Source organism: Streptomyces tateyamensis (genome assembly GCF_003205575.1).
Taxonomy (GTDB): domain Bacteria; phylum Actinomycetota; class Actinomycetes; order Streptomycetales; family Streptomycetaceae; genus Kitasatospora; species Kitasatospora tateyamensis.
In genome coordinates, this window is record NZ_PYBW01000028.1 from 60,338 (window position 1) to 78,232 (window position 17,895).

Genomic DNA, 17,895 nt, shown 5'->3' on the forward strand with positions numbered 1-17,895 from the left:
GACCAGGGCTGCTGGTCGCCGGTGGGGCAGTGCTCGCGCAGGTCTGGGGGCTGGGCGTCGGGGTGAGCCTGGCGCACGCGAGCAGTTCCACCGCCTCATCCGGGCCGGCCGGGGCGGTCGGCCGGACGGTGCGCAGCCTCGGCGTCCCGGCCGCGAACGATGCCGGCAGCAGTGCGCTCGGGGTGGTCGGCGAGGCGGCGGGGGCCGGCAGCGGCGCTGCCGCCGCCGATCCGGCGGCCGGTGACCCGGCGGCCGTGGACCAGTTGCTGCACAGCAGGATCAAGGCGGGCGGACTGCCGCTGCCGGGTCAGGCCACCGCGATGCCGGACGCCTTCTCGATCGCCGCGGTGCTGCTGCCCGCGGTGCCGCCGCAACCGGGCGCGCCGGCGGTGGAGAGTGCGGGGACCGGGTCTGCGGCGGGAGGGCGATCCGCCCACAGCGGCGCCTTCCCGGTGCAGCGTGGACGCTCCGACGAGGGCAGTGCGGTGGCGGCCGCGCCTGCGGCCTGGCTGCCCGGCCCCGGCTGGGAGGGCTCGGCGCCGGCGCACGGTGCGGCAGCAGCACCGGTGGCCGACCAGGATCCGACGGCGGCGCTCGGCGCCCGCTCCACCGGGACCGCCGCTTCCCGGAACGGCGAGCGGCCGCTGGTCGGGATGCCGCATCCGCTCGCCGACAGCGCGTTCGGCCCGGCCGGGCTGCCCGGCGGCGCCAAGGGCCCGCTGGGTGCCGACCTCAGCCGGGGGCAGCAGCCGGTGGCGGCCGCTCCGGCCGCGAGTTCGATGCAGGCCAGCGGAATCGAGACCGCGGTGCTGTTCCCGATCGCGGCCGGCCTCCTGCTCACCGGCGCCGCCATGTACAAGCACCGCGGCCTCCCCCGCGGCCACTGACGGAGGACCGAGTCTCCCGACCGTTGCCCCCGAACGCCGCCCCGGTACGCGCACCGACACCCGGCCCCCGCCCCCGGGCGCACCTGCCCGTGCTCCCCCCACCCCGCCACACCCAGGCGCACCCACCCGCCAGCCCCGCCCGCGGAACCGCGCTACCGCCCGGCGCCTGTGAAGGTCCCAGGCGGCGGGGCCGGCGAGGGCACGGCCGTGGCGTCCGTCAGCGGGCCGGCGCCGCCGGTGAAGGCGGCCAGCGCGGCTCCGTGCTCCAGACGTCCCAGTGCGGCGTCCGTCGCCACCCGGCGGCCCAACTCCGCCAGCGGCAGCGGATCCTGACCGGCCGCCAGGATCAGGTTCCCGAACCGCTTGCCACGCAGCACCGCCGGGTCGGCGACCAGGGCGACCTCCGGGAAGACCGCCAGCAGGGTGGCCACCTCGGCGCGGGCGAAGGCCAGCGCTCCGCCGTCGGTGACGTTGGCCGCGTACCGCCCGCCCGGAGCCAACGCGCGGGCGGCCAGGGCGGCGAACTCCACGGTGGCGCAGTGGGCGGGCACCCGGGCACCGGCGAAGATATCGGCGATCACCAGGTCGACGCTGCCCTCGGGGGTCCGCTCCAGCACCGCCCGGGCGTCGGCGCCGCGCACCTTGATCTGCCAGCCGGTGGGCAGTGGCAGCTCGGCTCGCACCCACTCGGTCAGCCCGGTGTCGATCTCGGCCACCTGCTGGCGGGAGCGCGGGCGGGTGGCCGCGGTGTAGCGGGCCAGGGTCAGGGCGCCGCCGCCCAGGTGCAGGACCTGGATCGGCTTGCCGGGCTCGGCGGCCAGGTCGACCAGGTGGCCGAGCCGGCGCTGGTACTCGAAGCCCAGCCGGGTCGGGTCGGCCAGGTCCACGTGGGACTGCGGGGCCCCGTCCAGCAGCAGCGACCAGGCCCGGGGGTGGTCCCGATCGGGAACCAGTTCGGCCAGGCCGGTCGCGGTGCGCCGGGAGCGCGGGCCGCCGGGCGCGCCGCCGCCCCTGGCTGCCGCCTCGGACCCGGCGTCCGCCTCGAAGCCCTCGTCCGCCGACCGCTTGCGCGGGGCCCGTCGCTCTCGTCCCATACCGTGCAGTATCGCTGGCCCGGAACCGACCGGCTGCGGCCCCCACCCGCACCGGGCCCGACGGCCGCCGGCCCGCGGCACCACCCCGACGGGGCTCGGACCAGCACGAACTGGACCGGGGCGAGGTCATCCAGGAGTCAGAACGGACCCAGCCCGCCCGCCGCCAGGGTGTTGGCGGCCTCGCACAGTGCCGAGCGCAGCACCCAGGGATCCGTGGGGCTGGGCTCCAGGCCGGGGCCGGTGGGCGGCAGCAGCCAGTGCGGATCGGTCGGGGGCAGCACCGTGGCACCGGGGGTGCACGAGGTGCCGGGCAGGTGCCAGCGCTCGGCCGTCCCGGCCGGCACCAGGAAGTCGACGCTGGTACCGGCCGCCCCTTGCAGCACCGAGCCGCAGGCCCGGCGCAGCCGCAGGATGTCCACCGTCTCCAGGCCGTAGCGCAGCGGCACGGTGACGGTGTCGCACGGCTGCGGGCGGGCCCGACCAGCGGCGCGGCCGCCACCGGGGCTGTCGGTGCGCCCGGTGCTCGGGCCGCCCGCGCGTCCGGCCGGCCGCGCGGTGGCCGGGGGGGCGGCCGGAGCGGCCGGGGCGCTCGCGTGGGGTTGCGGCAGACCGGTGACCATCATGCGGGGCCTCCTGGGCTCGGAGTCGGTTCTGCCTCACCGCGGGGGGCGGGGACTCGCCCCAGGACTGCGGATTGCCCACAGTCCGACAGGAAATGACGACCCGTCAGTGAGACAAATGAACTGATGGTATTAATGTGACTGGCACTGCAACGAGGGATCGAGAGTCGAGCGGCACCCACCCCTCCGTTATCAACACAACGGCTCCGGACCACGAATGGCCACGGGGCGCCTTACAGCAAGCCATGGCATTTCATGGCGGATTCCCGAAGAAATGTCTGTTTTGCCATCAAATCGTGGCTATTTGCCCGAGAACCCTTCGTGAGCCTCTGATGACAGCCGGTACTGTCGAGCCCGTCGCCTCGGTCGGGCCCACCCGACCCACGGGCCCCACCCCGCATCACGCTCGGAGCGACCCATGGCAACCCCTGCCCGCCCGGCTGTCCCGGACACCACCCACGGCGCCCTCGACGTCGACGCCCCGCCCCCCGCCCCGTCGACGCCTGCGCCCGCTTCCGCTCCCCCGCCCGGCGCCACCGCCCCCGTCCGGGCCGCCCGGCCCACCCCGAACACCGTCGTGCGCGAGTTGCGCGGCGACCTGTCCCCCGCCGAGTTCGCGACCGTGATCCGGCGCGCCGCCCGGGAGATCGGGGAGCACGTCTCCTGCGACGCCCGCTACATCGGCCGGGTCGAAGCGGGCGAGATCCGCTGCCCCAACTACGCCTACGAGCGCGTGTTCCGCCACCTCTGGCCGGACCGGACGCTGGAAGACCTCGGCTTCGCACCGCGCACCGCGGTCCGCCGCCGCCCGCCGGCCCGCCGTACCCAGCCGGCGGACCTGCTCCTCACCACGCCGCTGCTCTCCGTCCCGCTCCCCGGCGTCCCGCTCCCGCCCAGCCCCCCTCCCGACGAGGAGAACGACGACGTGCGCCGCCGTACGTTCCTGACCGGTCCGCCGACCGCCCTGGCCGCCGCGCTCGGCCTGGACGGCCCGCCCCAGGCCGCCCCGCCCCGGGCCGTCGGGCCGGTCCCGGTGCCCCGCCGGATCGGCGCGGCCGATGTCCGGCTGGTCGAGCAGGCCGTCCGGGACATCCGGCTGGCCGACGACGTGCACGGCGCCGACGCCCTGTTCGAGCGGGCCGGCCAGTCGCTGCGCCACGCCTACCTGCTGCTCAACGAGTGCGACTACACCGCGGAGACGGAGCGTCGGCTCAACGCGAGCGCCGGCGAACTGGCGATCTCGGTCGGCTGGTTGGCCCATGATTCGAACCGGCTGGCGGATGCCAGGTCGTTCTACGCGGAGGCCTTGGCCACCGCGCGGATGTCCAACGACACCGCGCTGGAGGCACACGTCTTCTGCAACAGCGCCTTCCTGGCCAGGGACGCCGGGCGGCCCCGGGAGGCGCTGCGGGCCGCCCAGGCGGGCCAGAGCGCGGCGCGCCGGCTGGACTCCGACCGGCTGCTCTCACTGCTGGCCATGCGCGAGGCGGGCGGCTGGGCCCTGCTGCGCGACCGGGCCGCCTGCGAACGCGCGCTGACCCGGGCGTACACCCTGTTCGACCGGGGCGAGAGCGAGGCCGATCCGGAGTGGATGTCGTTCTACGGCGAGGCGGAGATCGCCGGGCTGGAGGCGCAGTGCTGGGCCGCGCTCGGCGAGTGGGACCTGGCCAGCAGTCGGGCCGGCCTGGCGACGGCGCTGCAGCAGCCCCACTTCGTGCGCAACCGGGCTCTGTACACAGCCGAGTTGGCGCACGACCGGCTCGGCCGCGGCGACCTGCTCGGGGCCGTCGAGCACGGCAGCGCCGCCGTGGCGCTGCTCGACCAGGTGCGCTCCGCCCGGATCCGCGGCATGCTCCGCGCGACCGCGGACCGGCTGCGCCCGCACCGCGCGGTGGGCGAGGTGCGGGTCTTCCTGGCGGGGTACGACCGGGCCCGCGCGGCGGCCTGAACTCCCGGACTCGGGCCGGTCCGGGACTCGGGCCCGCCCCGGGCTCAGTGGCCGAGGCCGTCCAGGTGGCTGTGGTCGTTCCAGATCTCGATCGCCGGCAGCCCGTACTCCCAGGAGAGCACCGAGAGCGCGGCCGTACCGAGCTTGAGCCGCTGCCCGTACTCCGGGGGCAGGCCCAGCCAGCGGGCGGCCAGCACCCGCAGCAGGTGACCGTGCGCGAAGACCATGACGTCGGAGTCGGCCGCGTGCATCGTGGTGGTGTCCGGGTGCGGGGTGCCGTGGTCCTCCTCGACGTCGGCGAGGAAGGCATCGGCCCGGGCGGCGACGTCGGAGAGCTTCTCGCCACCGGGGACCCCGTCGCGCCAGATCAGCCAACCGGGGTGGTCCGACTCGCGGATGTCGGCGCCGGTGCGGCCCTCGTACGCGCCGTAGTCCCACTCCAGCAGCTCCGGCCGGTCCACCGCGCGGTCGCCGAAGCCGGCCAACTCGCAGGTCTCCCGGGCGCGGGAGAGCGGGCTGGTGTAGACCCGGGCGTCCGGCAGGCCGTTCCACGGCGCGCGGTGCAGCCGCGCGCCGGCCAGCCGGGCCATCTCGCGCCCCTCCTCGGTGAGCGGGATGTCGGTCCGGCCGGTGTGCTGGCCGCTCGCCGACCAGGCGGTCTCACCGTGGCGGACGAGGATCAGACGAGCGGGCATCACGGACTCCTGAGGAGGGCGGGCGCCGGCGGGCCGGCGGGGTGGGCACTGCTCATGATTCCCTACCCGGTGGTTACCGAGGGGTACACCCCGGCTGCCGGGCCGCTCCGCTACTGCGCGAAGTCACACCGGAGCCCCGCCGCTGACGCCGGAGGCCGCCACTGACCCCGGGGTGCGCCCGGGTGTCAGCGGCGGGTGGGAGACTGGCCCGCACCATGGATGCCTTGCTCTCCCAACACGGTGGCCGCTCCGAGCAACTCGGCCGCCGCCTCGCCGAGCTGCGCGGGCCGGTCGCACCGCGCGGCCTGGACGCCCGGGCGCTGGCCGCGCTGGCCGCCAACCCGGGGTGCCGCCGCCGCGCGGTGCTGGACGCCGCCGGGGTGGACAAGGGCGCGGTGGCCGCGCGGCTCGGCCGGCCCGCGCCGTTCGGCCGCTCGCCCTTCGCCATCGCCCGCGGCAACATCTTCGAGGCCCGGCTCAAGGCGGACGGCTGCGCCGCGCTGCTGGAGCCGCTGCGCCGCCACCTCGGCCTGCCGCCGGGCGAGGGCGAGCCGCCCGCCGTCCCGGACCTGCTGACCAGCGCGGGCCCGGCGGTGCGTGCCGCGCGGACGGCCGAGGCGCTGGCCGAGGCGGTCGAGGCCTCACAGGCCGACCCGGCCCGCTGGACCTTGCTGGACCACCCGATGCTCAGGCTCAGCGTGGCCGGCGCCCCGGCCTACCTGGAGCCGGATGCGGTGCTGGTGCACGGCGGGCGGTGCACCGTGGTGGAGATCAAGTCCTTCCCGGTGCTGGACGGTTCGGCCGACCCGGCGAAGGTCGGCGCGGCCGCCCGCCAGGCTGCGGTCTACGTGCTGGCGCTCCAGCAGGCCGCCGAGGCCGCGGCCGGCCGGCCCACGGACCAGGCGGACCAGGCGGACCAGGCGGACCAGGCGGACCAGCACCCCAACCCGGCCCCCGGGCCGTACCAGGAGCAGCGGCTGCCCGGCAGTCCGGAGCTGACCGTGCTGCTGGTCTGCCCGCGGGACTTCGGCCAGCGGCCGACCGCCGCAGCCCTCGACGTCCGTCGCGAACTTGCCTCCACTCGCCGCCAACTGGCTCGGATGACCAGGATCGAGGAACTGCTGGCGGCGCTCGCCCCCGGCACCAGCTTCGACCTGGCGCCCGACCAGGCGGGCGAACCCACCCGGCCGGCCGAGGAGTTGGCCGAGGCAGTGGCCTCGGTGCCGGCCGCGTACGGCCCGGAGTGCCTCTCCGCCTGCGAGTTGGGCTTCCTCTGCCGCGCCCAGGCCCGCGCCGCCGACGCGGTGACCCAGCTCGGCCGCAGCGTGCGCGCCGAGTTCGGCGAGTTGACCACGGTCGAGGCGGCGCTGGCCGCCGCCGCGGGCACCCTGGAGTTCGCCGACGAGGCCGCCGACCGGCTGCACCACGCGGCCCGGCTACGGGCCGAGGCACTGGCCGAAGCCCGGACCCGGCCCGAGCCGGCACCCACACCCGCACCCGCACCCGCACCCGCACCCGCGCCCGACGCCGGAGCCGCAGCCACGCCCCCGCCCCCAGCCCCGACCCGGCCCGCCACGCAGGCGGCCGCCGGATGAGCCTGCTGACCACCCTGGCCCGGCTGCAGGCGGTCCGCAGCGGACACGCCGAGCCGCTGGCCACCGTGCGCCACCGCCACCTGGGCGAGCGCCCGCTGGTGCTGGTCCCCCTGGCCACCGCGGTGGAGGACGGCGCCCCGCTGGCCGTCCTGCTGGGCACCGACCGCACCGCCCCCGCACTGCACTTCGTCCCGCAGCCGCTCAACCGGGAGCGCCGGTTCGAGTTCCTGGCCGCGCTGGCCGACGAGTTGCTGCCCTACCTGGAGTCCTTCGGCACCGAGGTCGAGCTGGTCAGCGGCTCGGAGCTGGACCCGCAGACCGGCGAGAAGCTCCCCATAACTCGCGAACTCTGCGCCGATGCACCGCAGTTGATCGTCCCGAACAGCGGTGGGGTGCGCCACCTGGCGCTGCTCGGCCGGGCCACCCGGTTCCGCCGCACCGCCGAGGACCCGGATCCGGGCCCGTACCCCGCCCCGCCCCGGGTCCCGCTGCTCGGCCGCTGGCTCACCCACCTGACCGAGCGCGCCCAGGTCCCGGGCTCCAGCCTGCTGCTGCCGATGACCGGCCTGTTGGCCCGGCACTGGGCCACCGGCCAGAGCCACCTGGAGGACCAGCAGCTGGGCGCCCAACTGGCCTGGCACGCGCCGCCGGCCGGCTGGACCGGGCCGACCGGCGCCGCGGCCGCCGAGTTCGTCGAGACCGCCCGGGACGAGCACGGCCAGTTGCACCACCCGCCGGCCGGCCCCGCCACCGACCCGCGGTTCGACGAGAAGCGGCTGGCCCCGGCGATCGCCCGGTACGACGCCGCACTGACCGCACTGCGGCACGCCGAGGGCACCGCGGCGGCCGCGGCCGCCCAGCAGGCGCTGCAGCGCAGCGTCGCCGCACTGCGCGAACGGCTGCTCGGCGTCCTGCTGCCCACCTGGCACGACGTCTGGCAGGGCCTGGACCTGCTGCGCACCCTGCCCCCGGCCCCGCACGTGGCCGAGCGCTGGGAGAGCGACCGCTGGTCCTACACCGGCCACCGGGACCGGGTGGCGGCCGGCGAGCCCCCGCAGCCCCGGCTGGACGACGCCGTGACGGCCGCCCGCAAGCTGGCGCTGCGCGAGCGCGAGCAGGTCCGCCTGGAGGTCGGCGAGGCGCTGGACGACCCGCTGGCGATGGCCGAACGGCGGCTGGCCGGCGAGGCGTTCAGCGGCCTGGTGACCGAGGTGGTGGCAGCGCAGGACACCTCGGGCAAGACCGCCAAGCCGCGCCCGCTGCTCACCGTGCACACCGCCGACCGGCCGCACGCCGAGCCGGGCCGCGAGGTCCACCGGGCCGGGGCGCCGAAGTCGCAGAAGGCCGAGATCACCGCCGTCGACGCGGCGGCCGGGCTGCTGACGCTGCGGCTGCTGAACGGTATGGGGCGCGGCAAGGAGCCGGAGCCGGGGAGCGTGCCGGCCGTCGGTGACCGGGTCACCTTCACCCTGTTCGAGCTGACGCCTCGTCAGTCAGCTCCGCTGCCCGAGCCGGACGACACTCCGTGGACACACGGCGGCCCTCCCGCCGCCGCCCAGAATTCGACTGCCACCAGTGAAGAGTGGGCATGACCAGCACCGTGAGCCTTCTCGATCCGACCACGACCGACCCCGGCGCCGCCGCCGACGCCGCGGTGGCGGCCATCCTGGACGCGACCGTCCGCCCGGCCCCGGGTGCGCCGCGCGGCGTGGTGGTCGACTCCCCGCCGGGTGCCGGCAAGTCCACCCTGGTGGTCAAGGCCGCCCAGGAGCTGGTCGGCGCGGGCGAGCGGCTGATGATCGTCGCCCAGACCAACGGCCAGGTGGACGACCTGGTGGACCGCCTGGCGAGCAAGGCGCCGGAGTTGACGATCGGTCGGCTGCACAGTGCGGACGCCCGGCCGGCCGCCGAGGCACTGCGCCACCCGAACGTGCTGGCCGGCGCCAAGGTGGGCGAGCTGCTGGGGCAGAGCGTAGTGGTCTCCACCGCCGCCAAGTGGCAGTGGGTCAAGGAGGTCGAGCCCTGGCGGCACGCGATCGTCGACGAGGCCTACCAGATGCGCTCGGACGCGCTGCTCGCGGTGGCCCGGCTGTTCGAGCGGGCGCTGTTCGTCGGCGACCCGGGCCAGCTGGACCCGTTCACCGTGGTCGGCACCGAGCAGTGGAGCGGGCAGAGCTACGACCCGTCGAACAGCGCGGTGGTCACCCTGCTGGCGCACAACCCGGCGATCGTGCCGCACCGGCTGCCGGTCTCCTGGCGGCTGCCCGCCTCGGCCGCACCGCTGATCTCCGCGGCCTTCTACCCGTACACCCCGTTCCGCTCCGGTACCGGCCCGGGCGACCGGCTGCTGTTCCCGACCCTGGCGCCGGACGGCACCCCGGTGGACGCGGCGATCGACGAGGCGGCCGAGAGCGGCTGGGCCCTGCTGGAGCTGCCCGCCCGGCACACCGTGCGCACCGATCCGCAGGCGGTGGCCACGGTCGCCGAGACGGTGCGCCGACTGCTGGAGCGCCGGCTGGTGGCCCGGTCCGAGCAGGGGCGCGCGCCGCTGACCGCGGACCGGATCGCGGTCGGCACCGCGCACCGCGACCAGGCGGCGGCGGTCCGGGCCGCGCTGGCCGCGGCCGGTGTCCCGGTGGACGGGGCGGCCGGTCCCGCGGTCACCGTGGACACCGCCAACCGGCTGCAGGGCCGCGAGTACGACGTCACGGTGGTGCTGCACCCGCTCTCCGGCCGACCGGACGCCACCGCCTTCCACCTGGAGACCGGCCGGTTGTGCGTGCTGGCCTCCCGTCACCGGCACGCCTGCATCGTGGTGGCCCGGGGCGGCATCGCGGAGCTGCTGGACGACCACCCGGCGACCGACCCGGTGCAGTTGGGCGCCGCGGTGCGGATCCCGCCGGGCTGGCCGGAGGAGGTCGGCACTCGGCTGATCCCGCTGCTGGAGCGGGTCGGCGCCCAGTTCCCGGACGGTTGGGAGGCCAACCACCGAGTCCTGCAGGAGCTGGCCGAGCACCGGGTGCGCTTCCGCTAGCACCCGCCCGCCCCGGCGGGCGCGAGCGGCGCACTCCCGGCGTGCAGGCGGTTCGTGCGCACCGTTCCGCTGGCAGTGGGGGGCGAGTGACAATGGACGACGGCCGTTCGGTCGGCGGCCCACCGGTCGCCGGCCATCCCCCGTTCCGAAGGTGCGTCTCGATGCCCGATCGCCAGGATCCGCCCCGCCGGCTGCGCCCGGCGCCCCTGCTCTTCGAGCCCGACGCCCTGGTGGCCGAGCCGGAGCGGTTCTTCCAGTTGGAGAGCATCGCGGACCCGGGCGAACTGCTGCGGCGGTCCACCGAGTTGGCGCTGGCCTTCCGGGGCGCGGCGGAGCGGGCCACCGACTACCAGGCGATGGCCGCCGCCCAGCTCGCCGACCCGCGCCGGTTCGACGCCCTCTCGGTCGCGGAGCTGGCCGCCCGGGCCGACTGGACCACCGACTACGCGGCGCGGATGGTCGACTACGGCCGCGGCCTGCTGCGGCAGCGGGGCGCGGCGGAGTAGCGCACCCCGACCGGCGTCCTGGCACGGCCGCTGGCATATGCGCCGGGAAAGCCTACGCCGTGCACCCGGCCGCTGTCCGGCGAATCGCCCTTTCCCTGCGCCGCGGCCCCGCACCGGCGCACCCTGCTGGGCGTGGACATCTGGACCGAACTCTCTGTGGCGAACCTCACGCCCGACGGCGAGGCCTGGCTGGCCTCGGCCAGCGACTACCCCCGCAGCATGCGCGCCCTCTGGCAGGCCCGCCCATGGGCCCCGGTGGTGTTGCCCTGCGGTCGGACCTTCGACGTGGTCAGCATGCCGGCGCTCTTCGGCCGCCGGGTGCTGGACGAGCTCTGGGCCTCGGGCCCGGGCTGCGGGCCGGTGGCCGGCTACCGCGGGCGCACCCTGCTCTTCGTCCAGCCGGGGGCTGCGGCCCGGCTACGGACCCTGCTGGCCTGGGAGGAGTGGGCCCGGGACGTGCCGCCGCTGCTCTGCCACGGCCGGGGCGATGCGGTCACCGTCCCGGCGGTGCACCCCCGCGCCGAGCATCCGGCGGGCGGTTCTCACACCGAGGCAGCGGGGCGCTGGATCGTGGCACCCGACTCCCGCGAGCCCTGGCTGCCGAGCGCCGGGGTGCTGCTCTGGGCCTGCGTCCGGGCCGCCCGCGAGGCCGAGCCGGGCCGCCCGGAGCCGGTGCGCGGTGCGGCCGGCCCGCCGCCGAGCACCCTGCGCACCCCGCTGACCGCGCGGCCGGCCCAGCTGCTCCCGATGTTCCCGGCGTGAGCCGGACGGCAGCGCACCGCGAGCGGTATTCGATTTGGGCTCCGTCTGAACCCGCTGCTAGAGTCTTGCCTGTCAGCAGGCGCCGCTAGCTCAGTTGGTTAGAGCAGCTGACTCTTAATCAGCGGGTCCGGGGTTCGAGTCCCTGGCGGCGCACCGACAACCGAAGGCCCCTCGCGAGAGCGAGGGGCCTTCGGCGTTCCCGAACAGATCCCGAGCAGCACCCGAACGGTCCCCGGGCCGTGCCGGGGCGGCCCCGAACCAGCCCGGGCCCGACCCGGCACGGCCCCGCGGCACACCGACCGCGGGGCCCGCCCTCCCCTGCTCCGTTACTGGCGCCCGCGCAGCTCGCGGTACTTGGCCACCAGGGCCGCGCTGGAGCTGTCCAGGTGCTCGCCGCCCTCACCGGTCAGCAGCACCGGCTCGATCTTCCTGGCCAGCACCTTGCCGAGCTCCACGCCCCACTGGTCGAAGGAGTCGATGTTCCACACCGCGCCCTGCACGAAGACCTTGTGCTCGTAGAGCGCGACCAGCTGGCCGAGCACCGAGGGGGTCAGCTCCTGGGCCAGCACCACGGTGGTCGGGTGGTTGCCGCGGAAGGTCTTGTGCGGGATCAGCTCGGCCGGCACGCCCTCGGCGGCGACCTCCTCGGGGGTCTTGCCGAAGGCGAAGGCCTGGGCCTGGGCGAAGAAGTTGGCCATCAGCAGGTCGTGCTGGGCGACCAGGCCGGGGGCCAGGTCGGCGACCGGCTGGGCGAAGCCGATCAGGTCGGCCGGGATCATCTTGGTGCCCTGGTGCAGCAGCTGGTAGTAGGCGTGCTGGCCGTTGGTCCCGGGGGTGCCCCAGACCACCGGGCCGGTGGTCCAGTCGACCGGCTTGCCGTCGCGCTGCACCGACTTGCCGTTGGACTCCATGTCCAGCTGCTGCAGGTAGGCGGTGAACTTGGACAGGTAGTGCGAGTAGGGCAGCACCGCGTGCGACTGGGCGTCGAAGAACTGGCCGTACCAGATGCCCAGCAGGCCCAGCAGCAGTGGCACGTTCTCGGCCGCGGGGGCGGTGCGGAAGTGCTCGTCCACCAGGCGGAAGCCGTCCAGCATCTGCTGGAACTGCTCCGGGCCGATGGCGACCATCAGCGACAGGCCGATCGCCGAGTCGTAGGAGTAGCGGCCGCCGACCCAGTCCCAGAACTCGAACATGTTCTCGACGTCGATGCCGAAGTCGGCCACGCCGTGGGCGTTGGTGGACAGCGCCACGAAGTGCTTGGCCACCGCCTCCTGGCCGGCGCCCAGCCGGCCGAGCAGCCACTCACGCGCCGAGGTGGCGTTGGTGACGGTCTCGATCGTGGTGAAGGTCTTGGAGGCGACGATGAACAGGGTCTCGGCCGCGTCCAGGTCGCGCACCGCCTCGTGCAGGTCGGCGCCGTCCACGTTGGAGACGAAGCGGACCGTCAGGTCCCGCTGGGCGTAGGAGCGCAGCACCTCGTAGGCCATCGCCGGGCCCAGGTCGGAGCCGCCGATGCCGATGTTGACGATGTTGCGGATCCGCTTGCCGGTGTGGCCGGTCCAGGCGCCGCTGCGCACCCGGTTCGAGAAGTCGGCCATCTTGTCCAGGACCGCGTGCACCTCGGGGACCACGTTGACGCCGTCCACCTCGACCACCGCACCGCGCGGGGCGCGCAGCGCGGTGTGCAGCACCGCGCGGTCCTCGGTGACGTTGATCTTGTCGCCGCGGAACATCGCGTCGCGCAGCCCGGCCACGTCCGTCGCCTCGGCCAGCTCGCGCAGCAGGTCCAGGGTGCGGTCGGTCACCAGGTGCTTGGAGTAGTCCAGGTACAGGTCGCCCACCTGGAGGGTGTAACGGCTGCCGCGCTGCGGGTCCTGCTCGAACAGCTCGCGCAGGTGCAGCTCGCCGAGCTCCGCCCGGTGCTTCCCGAGCGCCGCCCACTGCGGAGTGCGGTCCAGGGGGGTACGGCCGGTGGCGGGGGTCTGCGGCATCGGTATCTCCTCGATTCGGTCTGTGTGCGGTGCGGGGCCCGGAGGGAGGGGTGCCCTGGCGCCGACGCGGTTGGCGGCTTGACCGCGACCAGCCTACGGAACAGTCAGGGCCCCTGACGCCACCACCACCTGACGCAGTGGGTCACTTGCGTTGCGAGCGCAGGTCCAGGCCGCGCAGCACCTGGTCCACCAGCTCCGGGTCGGCGCCCGGCTCGCCGCGCGCGTCGACCATCTCGCGCCGCGAGGCGGCCAGCAACTCCTCCTCCAGGGACCGGAATCTGCGCAGCTGGCCGACCCGCCACCGGGCCTCGGCGGCCTCCTCCTCCTCGAACTGCTCGGGGCAGAGCCGGGCCATCCGGTCATGCTGGCGTTCCCGGAGCTTCTCGACGAGTTCAATCGGCAGCTCCTCCTGCTCCTCCAGCTCGCCCAACCGGACCAGCGCGGCCTTGCCCGCGCGCCACCAGAGCATCCGCTGCTGCTGCTCGCGCAGGTCCAGGTGCGGGTCGATGCCCAGCCGCTTGACCAGCCAGGGCAGCGAGAGGCCCTGGACCAGCAGGGTGAAGAGCACCACGCTGAAGGCCACGAAGACCAGTCGCCCGCGCCCGGGGAACGGCTCGCCGTTGTGCGTGGTCAGCGGCAGCGCCAGGGCCAGCGCCACGGTGGCCACCCCGCGCATCCCCGACCACCAGAGCACCACGGTCTCCCGCCAGCTGATCGGCACGTCCCCCTCGCCCGGGCTGAGCCGCTTGGAGAGCCAGGCGGCCGGCAGCAGCCAGAGCAGGCGCAACCCCACCACGACGGCGATCACCACGGCCGCGTCGCCCAGCATCGAGGTCCAGCCGGCTCCGGCGTCCTTGAGCACGGTGGCCAGTTCCAGGCCGATCAGCCCGAAGGCGACCCCGGTGATCAGCGACTCCACGATGTCCCAGAAGGCGGTGCCGACCAGCCGGTAGGAGACGTCGTCGGCGTCGGCCGCCCGGTCGGCCAGGTAGAGGCCGACCACCACCACGGCCAGCACCCCGGAGCCCTCCACCTCCTCGGCCAGCGCGTAGGCGGCGAAGGGCACCAGCAGGTTGAGGGCCACCTGCTGGGTGGGGTCGTCCAGCAGCCCGGCCACCTTCGTGGTCAGCCAGCCCAGCGCGATCCCGACCGCCACCGCGACCACCGCGGAGAGCACGAACCGCAGCAGCGCGTGCGGGACCGAGAGGTCGCCGTCCACCACCGCCTCGACGGCCAGCGAGTAGATGACGATCGCGGTCACGTCGTTGAACAGGCCCTCGCTCTCCAGCACCGCGATCAGCCGGCGCGGCAGCCCCACGCTGCCGGCCACCGCGACCGCGGCCACCGGGTCGGGCGGCGAGACCAGCGCGCCCAGCGCCATCGCGGCCGCGATCGGGACCAGCGGCGCCAGCAGGTGGAAGGTGACCGCCACCGCCGTGGTGGTCACCACCACCAGCGCCACCGCGAGCAGCAGGATCGAGCGCAGGTTGGCCCGGAAGTAGGCGAGCGAGGAGCGCCGGGCGACCGCGAAGATCAGCGGCGGCAGCACCAGCGGCAGGATCAGCTCCGGCTCCACGGTGACGTTCGGGATCTGCGGCACGATCGCCATCACCAGGCCCAGCACGGTCATCAGCACCGGCTGCGGGATCCCGGTCCGCCGGGCCACCGGCATGGTGACCACCGAGGCGAGCAGCACAAGGAACAGCAGGGACAGCTGGCCCACGGCAGGAATCCTCTCCAATCGGACAGGTCGAGTGTAGATATGACAAACCATGGCAGGCCTCGGGCGCGCCGAGGCCACCGCCCTGTCCGATTGGTCAGCCGCCCCGGCGACCCGGTAAGGTCTTGCACGTCAGCAGGCGCCGCTAGCTCAGTTGGTTAGAGCAGCTGACTCTTAATCAGCGGGTCCGGGGTTCGAGTCCCTGGCGGCGCACCGACAACCGAAGGCCCCTCGCGAGAGCGAGGGGCCTTCGGCGTCTACGCTGGCCGACGGCACGGCCCGAACGAAGGGCGGATGGCGCATGCGCGTCGGGATCACGGGACACCAGGGGCTCTCGGAGCTGAGCGAGATCCTGGTCCGGGGCGACCTGTGGCGGCTGGTCACCACGTACGGACCGTACGAGCTGGTCGGGGTCACACCACTGCGGCCCGGGCCGGAGACCTGGTTCGCCGAGGCGGTGCGCGAGCACGGCGGCAAGGTGGAGATCCTGCTGCCCGCGGGCGCGGGGCCGCTGCCGCGCACGGAGATCACCGCCGAGGCGACCGCGGTGCACCGGCTGGCGCCGACCGCGGCCGGAGGCCTCGGGGACGACCTCGGGCGGGCTCTGGTCGGCATGATCGACGAGCTGATCGCGGTCTGGGACGGCAGCCCGGACTGCGAGCCGGCCGAGGTCGCCGCGCTGACCCGCACGGCGGGCCTGTGGGTGCACGAGGTCTGGCCGGCCGGCTGCGAGCGGTAGCCACCCACGGCGCCGGCCGGCTGCGAGCGGTAGCCACCCGCACTGCGCCGGCCGGCGGCGAGCACCAGCTGCCGGGACCTCGCCAGGGTGCCCGCGGCTCCGGTTGCCGGTCGTCGCGGGCCCCCGAACGATGGGAGGGTGAGCGAGCAGCGCGGCTACCTGCGATTCCCCCACCTGACGGGCCCTTGGCTGACCCTGACCGCCGAGGACGACGTCTGGCTGGCCCCGCTGGCACCGGACGGTGCGTCAGACCGGGCCTGGCGGCTGACCGCCGACCGCACCCGGGTCAGCCACCCCCGGCTGTCCCCCGACGGCGCCACCGTCGCCTGGACCAGTTGGGCCGCGCTCACCCCCGAGGTGTGGACCGCCCCGGCCGCCGGCGGCCCGGCCACCCGGCTGACCTACTGGGGCAGCCAGGACACCCGGGTGCGCGGCTGGCTGCCCGGCGGCGAGGTGCTCGCGGTCACCTCGTACCACGAGCCGTTCGCGCACTACACCTGGGCGCACGCGCTGCCGCTGGACGGCGCGCCGGGGCGCCGCGAGCCCTGGGGCCCGGTGCGCGACGTCCAGGTCACCGACCGGCACACCCTGCTGCTCACCGGCGCCGCCCCGCACGAGCCCGCCGCCTGGAAGCGCTACCGCGGCGGTGCCACCGGCCGGCTCTGGCTGGACGGCGCCCAACTGCTGCCCGACCTGCCGGGCCACCTGGCCTCCCCGATGCTGGTCGACGGCCGGGTGGCCTTCCTCAGCGACCACGAGGGCATCGGCAACCTCTACTCCTGCCGGCCGGACGGCACCGACCTGCGCCGGCACACCGACCACGCCAGCTACTACGCCCGCGAGGCCGCCACCGACGGCCACCGGATCGTCTACCAGCACGCCGGCGACATCTGGCTGCTGGACGACCTGGCCGCCACCGCCCCGCGCCGCCTGGAGCTGCGGCTGGGCGGGGCCCGGGCCGGCCGGCGCCCGTACCAGGTGACCGCCGCCCGCAACCTGAACGACCTGGTCTGCGACACCACCGGCCGCTCCGGCGTGGTCGGGGTGCGCGGCAGCCTGTACTGGCTGACCCACCGGGACGGCCCGGCCCGGGCACTGGCCGACACCCCTGGGGTGCGGGCCCGGCTGCCGGTGGTGCTCGGCCGCACCGGCCAGGTGGCCTGGGTCAGCGACGCCGAGGGCGAGGACGCGGTCGAGCTGGCCCCGCTGCCCGGCGCCGCGCAGCCGGGCCCGCACCCCGCCCGCCGGCTGGCCGCCGGCGCGCTGGGCCGGGTGCTGGAACTGGTGGCCGCCGCCGACGGCACCCGGCTGGCCTGCGCCGCCTCCGACGGCCGACTGCTGCTGCTGCACACCGCCGACGGCACGGTGCGCGAGCTGGCCCGCTCCAGCCACGGCCCGATCCGCGGGCTGGCCTTCTCCCCCGACTCGCACTGGCTGGCCTGGTCGCAGCCGGCCGCCGGGCGCTCGCTGCGCCGGATCCGGCTGCTGCGGCTGGACGGCGAGGCCCTGCCGCTGGACGTGACCGACGGCCGGTTCGAGGACGAGCAGCCGGTCTTCACCCGGGACGGCCGCTACCTGGTCTTCCTCTCCTGGCGCGGCTTCGACCCGGTGCACGACGTCCACACCGGCGACCTCTCCTTCCCGCTCGGCTGCCGCCCGTACCTGGTGCCGCTGGCCGCTGACACCCCGTCACCGTTCGCCGCCCCGGTCGGCGACGAGGGCGACCCGGCCCCGGGCGACGGCACCGTGCTGGTGGACCCGGACGGGATCGGCGAGCGCCTGGTGCCCTTCCCGGTGATCGCCTCCAAGTACTCCTCCCCCGCCCCGGTGCGCGGCGGGCTGGTCTGGCTGCGCTGGCCGATCTCCGGCGCGCTCGGCCAGACCTTCGCCAGCCCCACCGACACCTCGGGCCGCCCCGCGCTGGAGCACTTCGACCTGGCCACCGCCACCCGCTCGACCCTGCAGGAGCAGGTGGACGGCTTCGCGGTCTCCGGCGACGGCGGCGCGCTCACCACGTTCAGCTCGGGCCTGATGAAACTGCTGTCGCTGAGCGGCAGTGCGATCCCGGTGGAGCTGCGCCGGATCACCCACACGGTGCACCCGGCCGCGGAGTGGCGCCAGTCGTACCACGAGGCGGCCCGGCTGGTCCGGGACCAGTTCTGGGACGAGGGGCTGGGCGGCCTGGACTGGCCGGCCCTGGTCGCTCAGTACGAGCCGCTGCTGGAACGGATCGCCTCCCCCGACGACTTCGCCGACCTGCTGCGCGAGCTGCTCGGCGAGCTGGGCACCTCGCACGCCTACGTC

General features: G+C 75.4%; 14 protein-coding genes and 2 tRNA genes. 11 read left to right on the top strand and 5 right to left on the bottom strand.

Features of this window, described 5'->3' with window-relative positions; genetic code table 11:
- The first annotated feature begins 29 nt into the window (after nucleotides 1-29).
- A complete protein-coding gene (locus C7C46_RS09075) occupies nucleotides 30-887 on the top strand; it encodes a hypothetical protein (protein WP_110667590.1) in 858 nt (285 codons plus the stop codon).
- 152 nt (nucleotides 888-1,039) lie between these two features.
- On the opposite strand, the gene C7C46_RS09080 is transcribed toward C7C46_RS09075, so the two are convergent.
- Together C7C46_RS09080 and C7C46_RS09085 are read right to left on the bottom strand one after the other, a co-directional pair.
- On the bottom strand, nucleotides 1,040-1,981 hold the full coding sequence (locus C7C46_RS09080; RefSeq protein WP_110667593.1) for a spermidine synthase: 942 nt from the start codon (nucleotides 1,979-1,981) through the stop codon (nucleotides 1,040-1,042).
- A 137-nt stretch (nucleotides 1,982-2,118) separates the two neighbouring features.
- Entirely contained in the window at nucleotides 2,119-2,604 is a 486-nt protein-coding gene (locus tag C7C46_RS09085) for a hypothetical protein (RefSeq protein ID WP_245984309.1), read from the bottom strand.
- Between the two features lie 415 nt (nucleotides 2,605-3,019).
- Here C7C46_RS09085 and C7C46_RS09090 point away from each other — a divergent pair, with 415 nt between their 5' ends.
- Nucleotides 3,020-4,549: an NsdA family TPR-like regulatory protein gene (locus C7C46_RS09090; protein ID WP_245984310.1), complete on the top strand. Its 1,530-nt coding sequence runs from the start codon at nucleotides 3,020-3,022 to the stop codon at nucleotides 4,547-4,549.
- 44 nt (nucleotides 4,550-4,593) lie between these two features.
- On the opposite strand, the gene C7C46_RS09095 is transcribed toward C7C46_RS09090, so the two are convergent.
- On the bottom strand, nucleotides 4,594-5,244 hold the full coding sequence (locus tag C7C46_RS09095; protein WP_110667595.1) for a histidine phosphatase family protein: 651 nt from the start codon (nucleotides 5,242-5,244) through the stop codon (nucleotides 4,594-4,596).
- A 215-nt stretch (nucleotides 5,245-5,459) separates the two neighbouring features.
- Here C7C46_RS09095 and C7C46_RS09100 point away from each other — a divergent pair, with 215 nt between their 5' ends.
- The 6 genes from C7C46_RS09100 to C7C46_RS09125 all read left to right on the top strand — a co-directional run bounded on the left by C7C46_RS09100 (nucleotide 5,460) and on the right by C7C46_RS09125 (nucleotide 11,294).
- Nucleotides 5,460-6,839: a hypothetical protein gene (locus tag C7C46_RS09100; RefSeq protein WP_425470043.1), complete on the top strand. Its 1,380-nt coding sequence runs from the start codon at nucleotides 5,460-5,462 to the stop codon at nucleotides 6,837-6,839.
- Complete coding sequence (locus C7C46_RS09105; protein WP_110667597.1) at nucleotides 6,836-8,431, top strand: hypothetical protein; 1,596 nt, start codon at nucleotides 6,836-6,838, stop codon at nucleotides 8,429-8,431. Before C7C46_RS09100 ends, C7C46_RS09105 begins: the two co-directional genes overlap by 4 nt.
- Nucleotides 8,428-9,873: an AAA family ATPase gene (locus C7C46_RS09110; protein ID WP_110667600.1), complete on the top strand. Its 1,446-nt coding sequence runs from the start codon at nucleotides 8,428-8,430 to the stop codon at nucleotides 9,871-9,873. Before C7C46_RS09105 ends, C7C46_RS09110 begins: the two co-directional genes overlap by 4 nt.
- 161 nt (nucleotides 9,874-10,034) lie before the next feature.
- Nucleotides 10,035-10,379, top strand: coding sequence for a hypothetical protein (locus C7C46_RS09115; RefSeq protein ID WP_110667602.1), 345 nt, complete (start codon nucleotides 10,035-10,037; stop codon nucleotides 10,377-10,379).
- A gap of 132 nt (nucleotides 10,380-10,511) precedes the next feature.
- Nucleotides 10,512-11,141, top strand: a complete 630-nt coding sequence (locus C7C46_RS09120; RefSeq protein WP_110667604.1) for a bifunctional DNA primase/polymerase — start codon at nucleotides 10,512-10,514, stop codon at nucleotides 11,139-11,141.
- A 79-nt stretch (nucleotides 11,142-11,220) separates the two neighbouring features.
- A tRNA-Lys gene (locus C7C46_RS09125) sits at nucleotides 11,221-11,294 on the top strand.
- 173 nt (nucleotides 11,295-11,467) lie between these two features.
- Here the strand turns inward: C7C46_RS09125 and pgi are convergent.
- Nucleotides 11,468-13,132 carry a glucose-6-phosphate isomerase gene (gene pgi, locus C7C46_RS09130; protein ID WP_110667606.1) on the bottom strand — a complete coding sequence of 555 codons (1,665 nt, stop codon included), beginning with the start codon at nucleotides 13,130-13,132 and terminating at the stop codon, nucleotides 11,468-11,470.
- 142 nt (nucleotides 13,133-13,274) lie between these two features.
- Nucleotides 13,275-14,855 (bottom strand): Na+/H+ antiporter, encoded by a 1,581-nt coding sequence (locus C7C46_RS09135; RefSeq protein WP_110667608.1) that lies wholly within the window; start codon nucleotides 14,853-14,855, stop codon nucleotides 13,275-13,277.
- A gap of 136 nt (nucleotides 14,856-14,991) precedes the next feature.
- Between C7C46_RS09135 and C7C46_RS09140 the strand changes: the two genes are divergently transcribed.
- From C7C46_RS09140 to C7C46_RS09150, 3 genes are all read left to right on the top strand, one after another.
- Nucleotides 14,992-15,065: transfer RNA gene (locus C7C46_RS09140), tRNA-Lys, on the top strand.
- Between the two features lie 88 nt (nucleotides 15,066-15,153).
- On the top strand, nucleotides 15,154-15,591 hold the full coding sequence (locus tag C7C46_RS09145; RefSeq protein WP_110667611.1) for a hypothetical protein: 438 nt from the start codon (nucleotides 15,154-15,156) through the stop codon (nucleotides 15,589-15,591).
- A gap of 138 nt (nucleotides 15,592-15,729) precedes the next feature.
- The coding region (locus C7C46_RS09150; protein ID WP_110667613.1) for a S41 family peptidase at nucleotides 15,730-17,895 on the top strand (2,166 nt) is incomplete at its 3' end.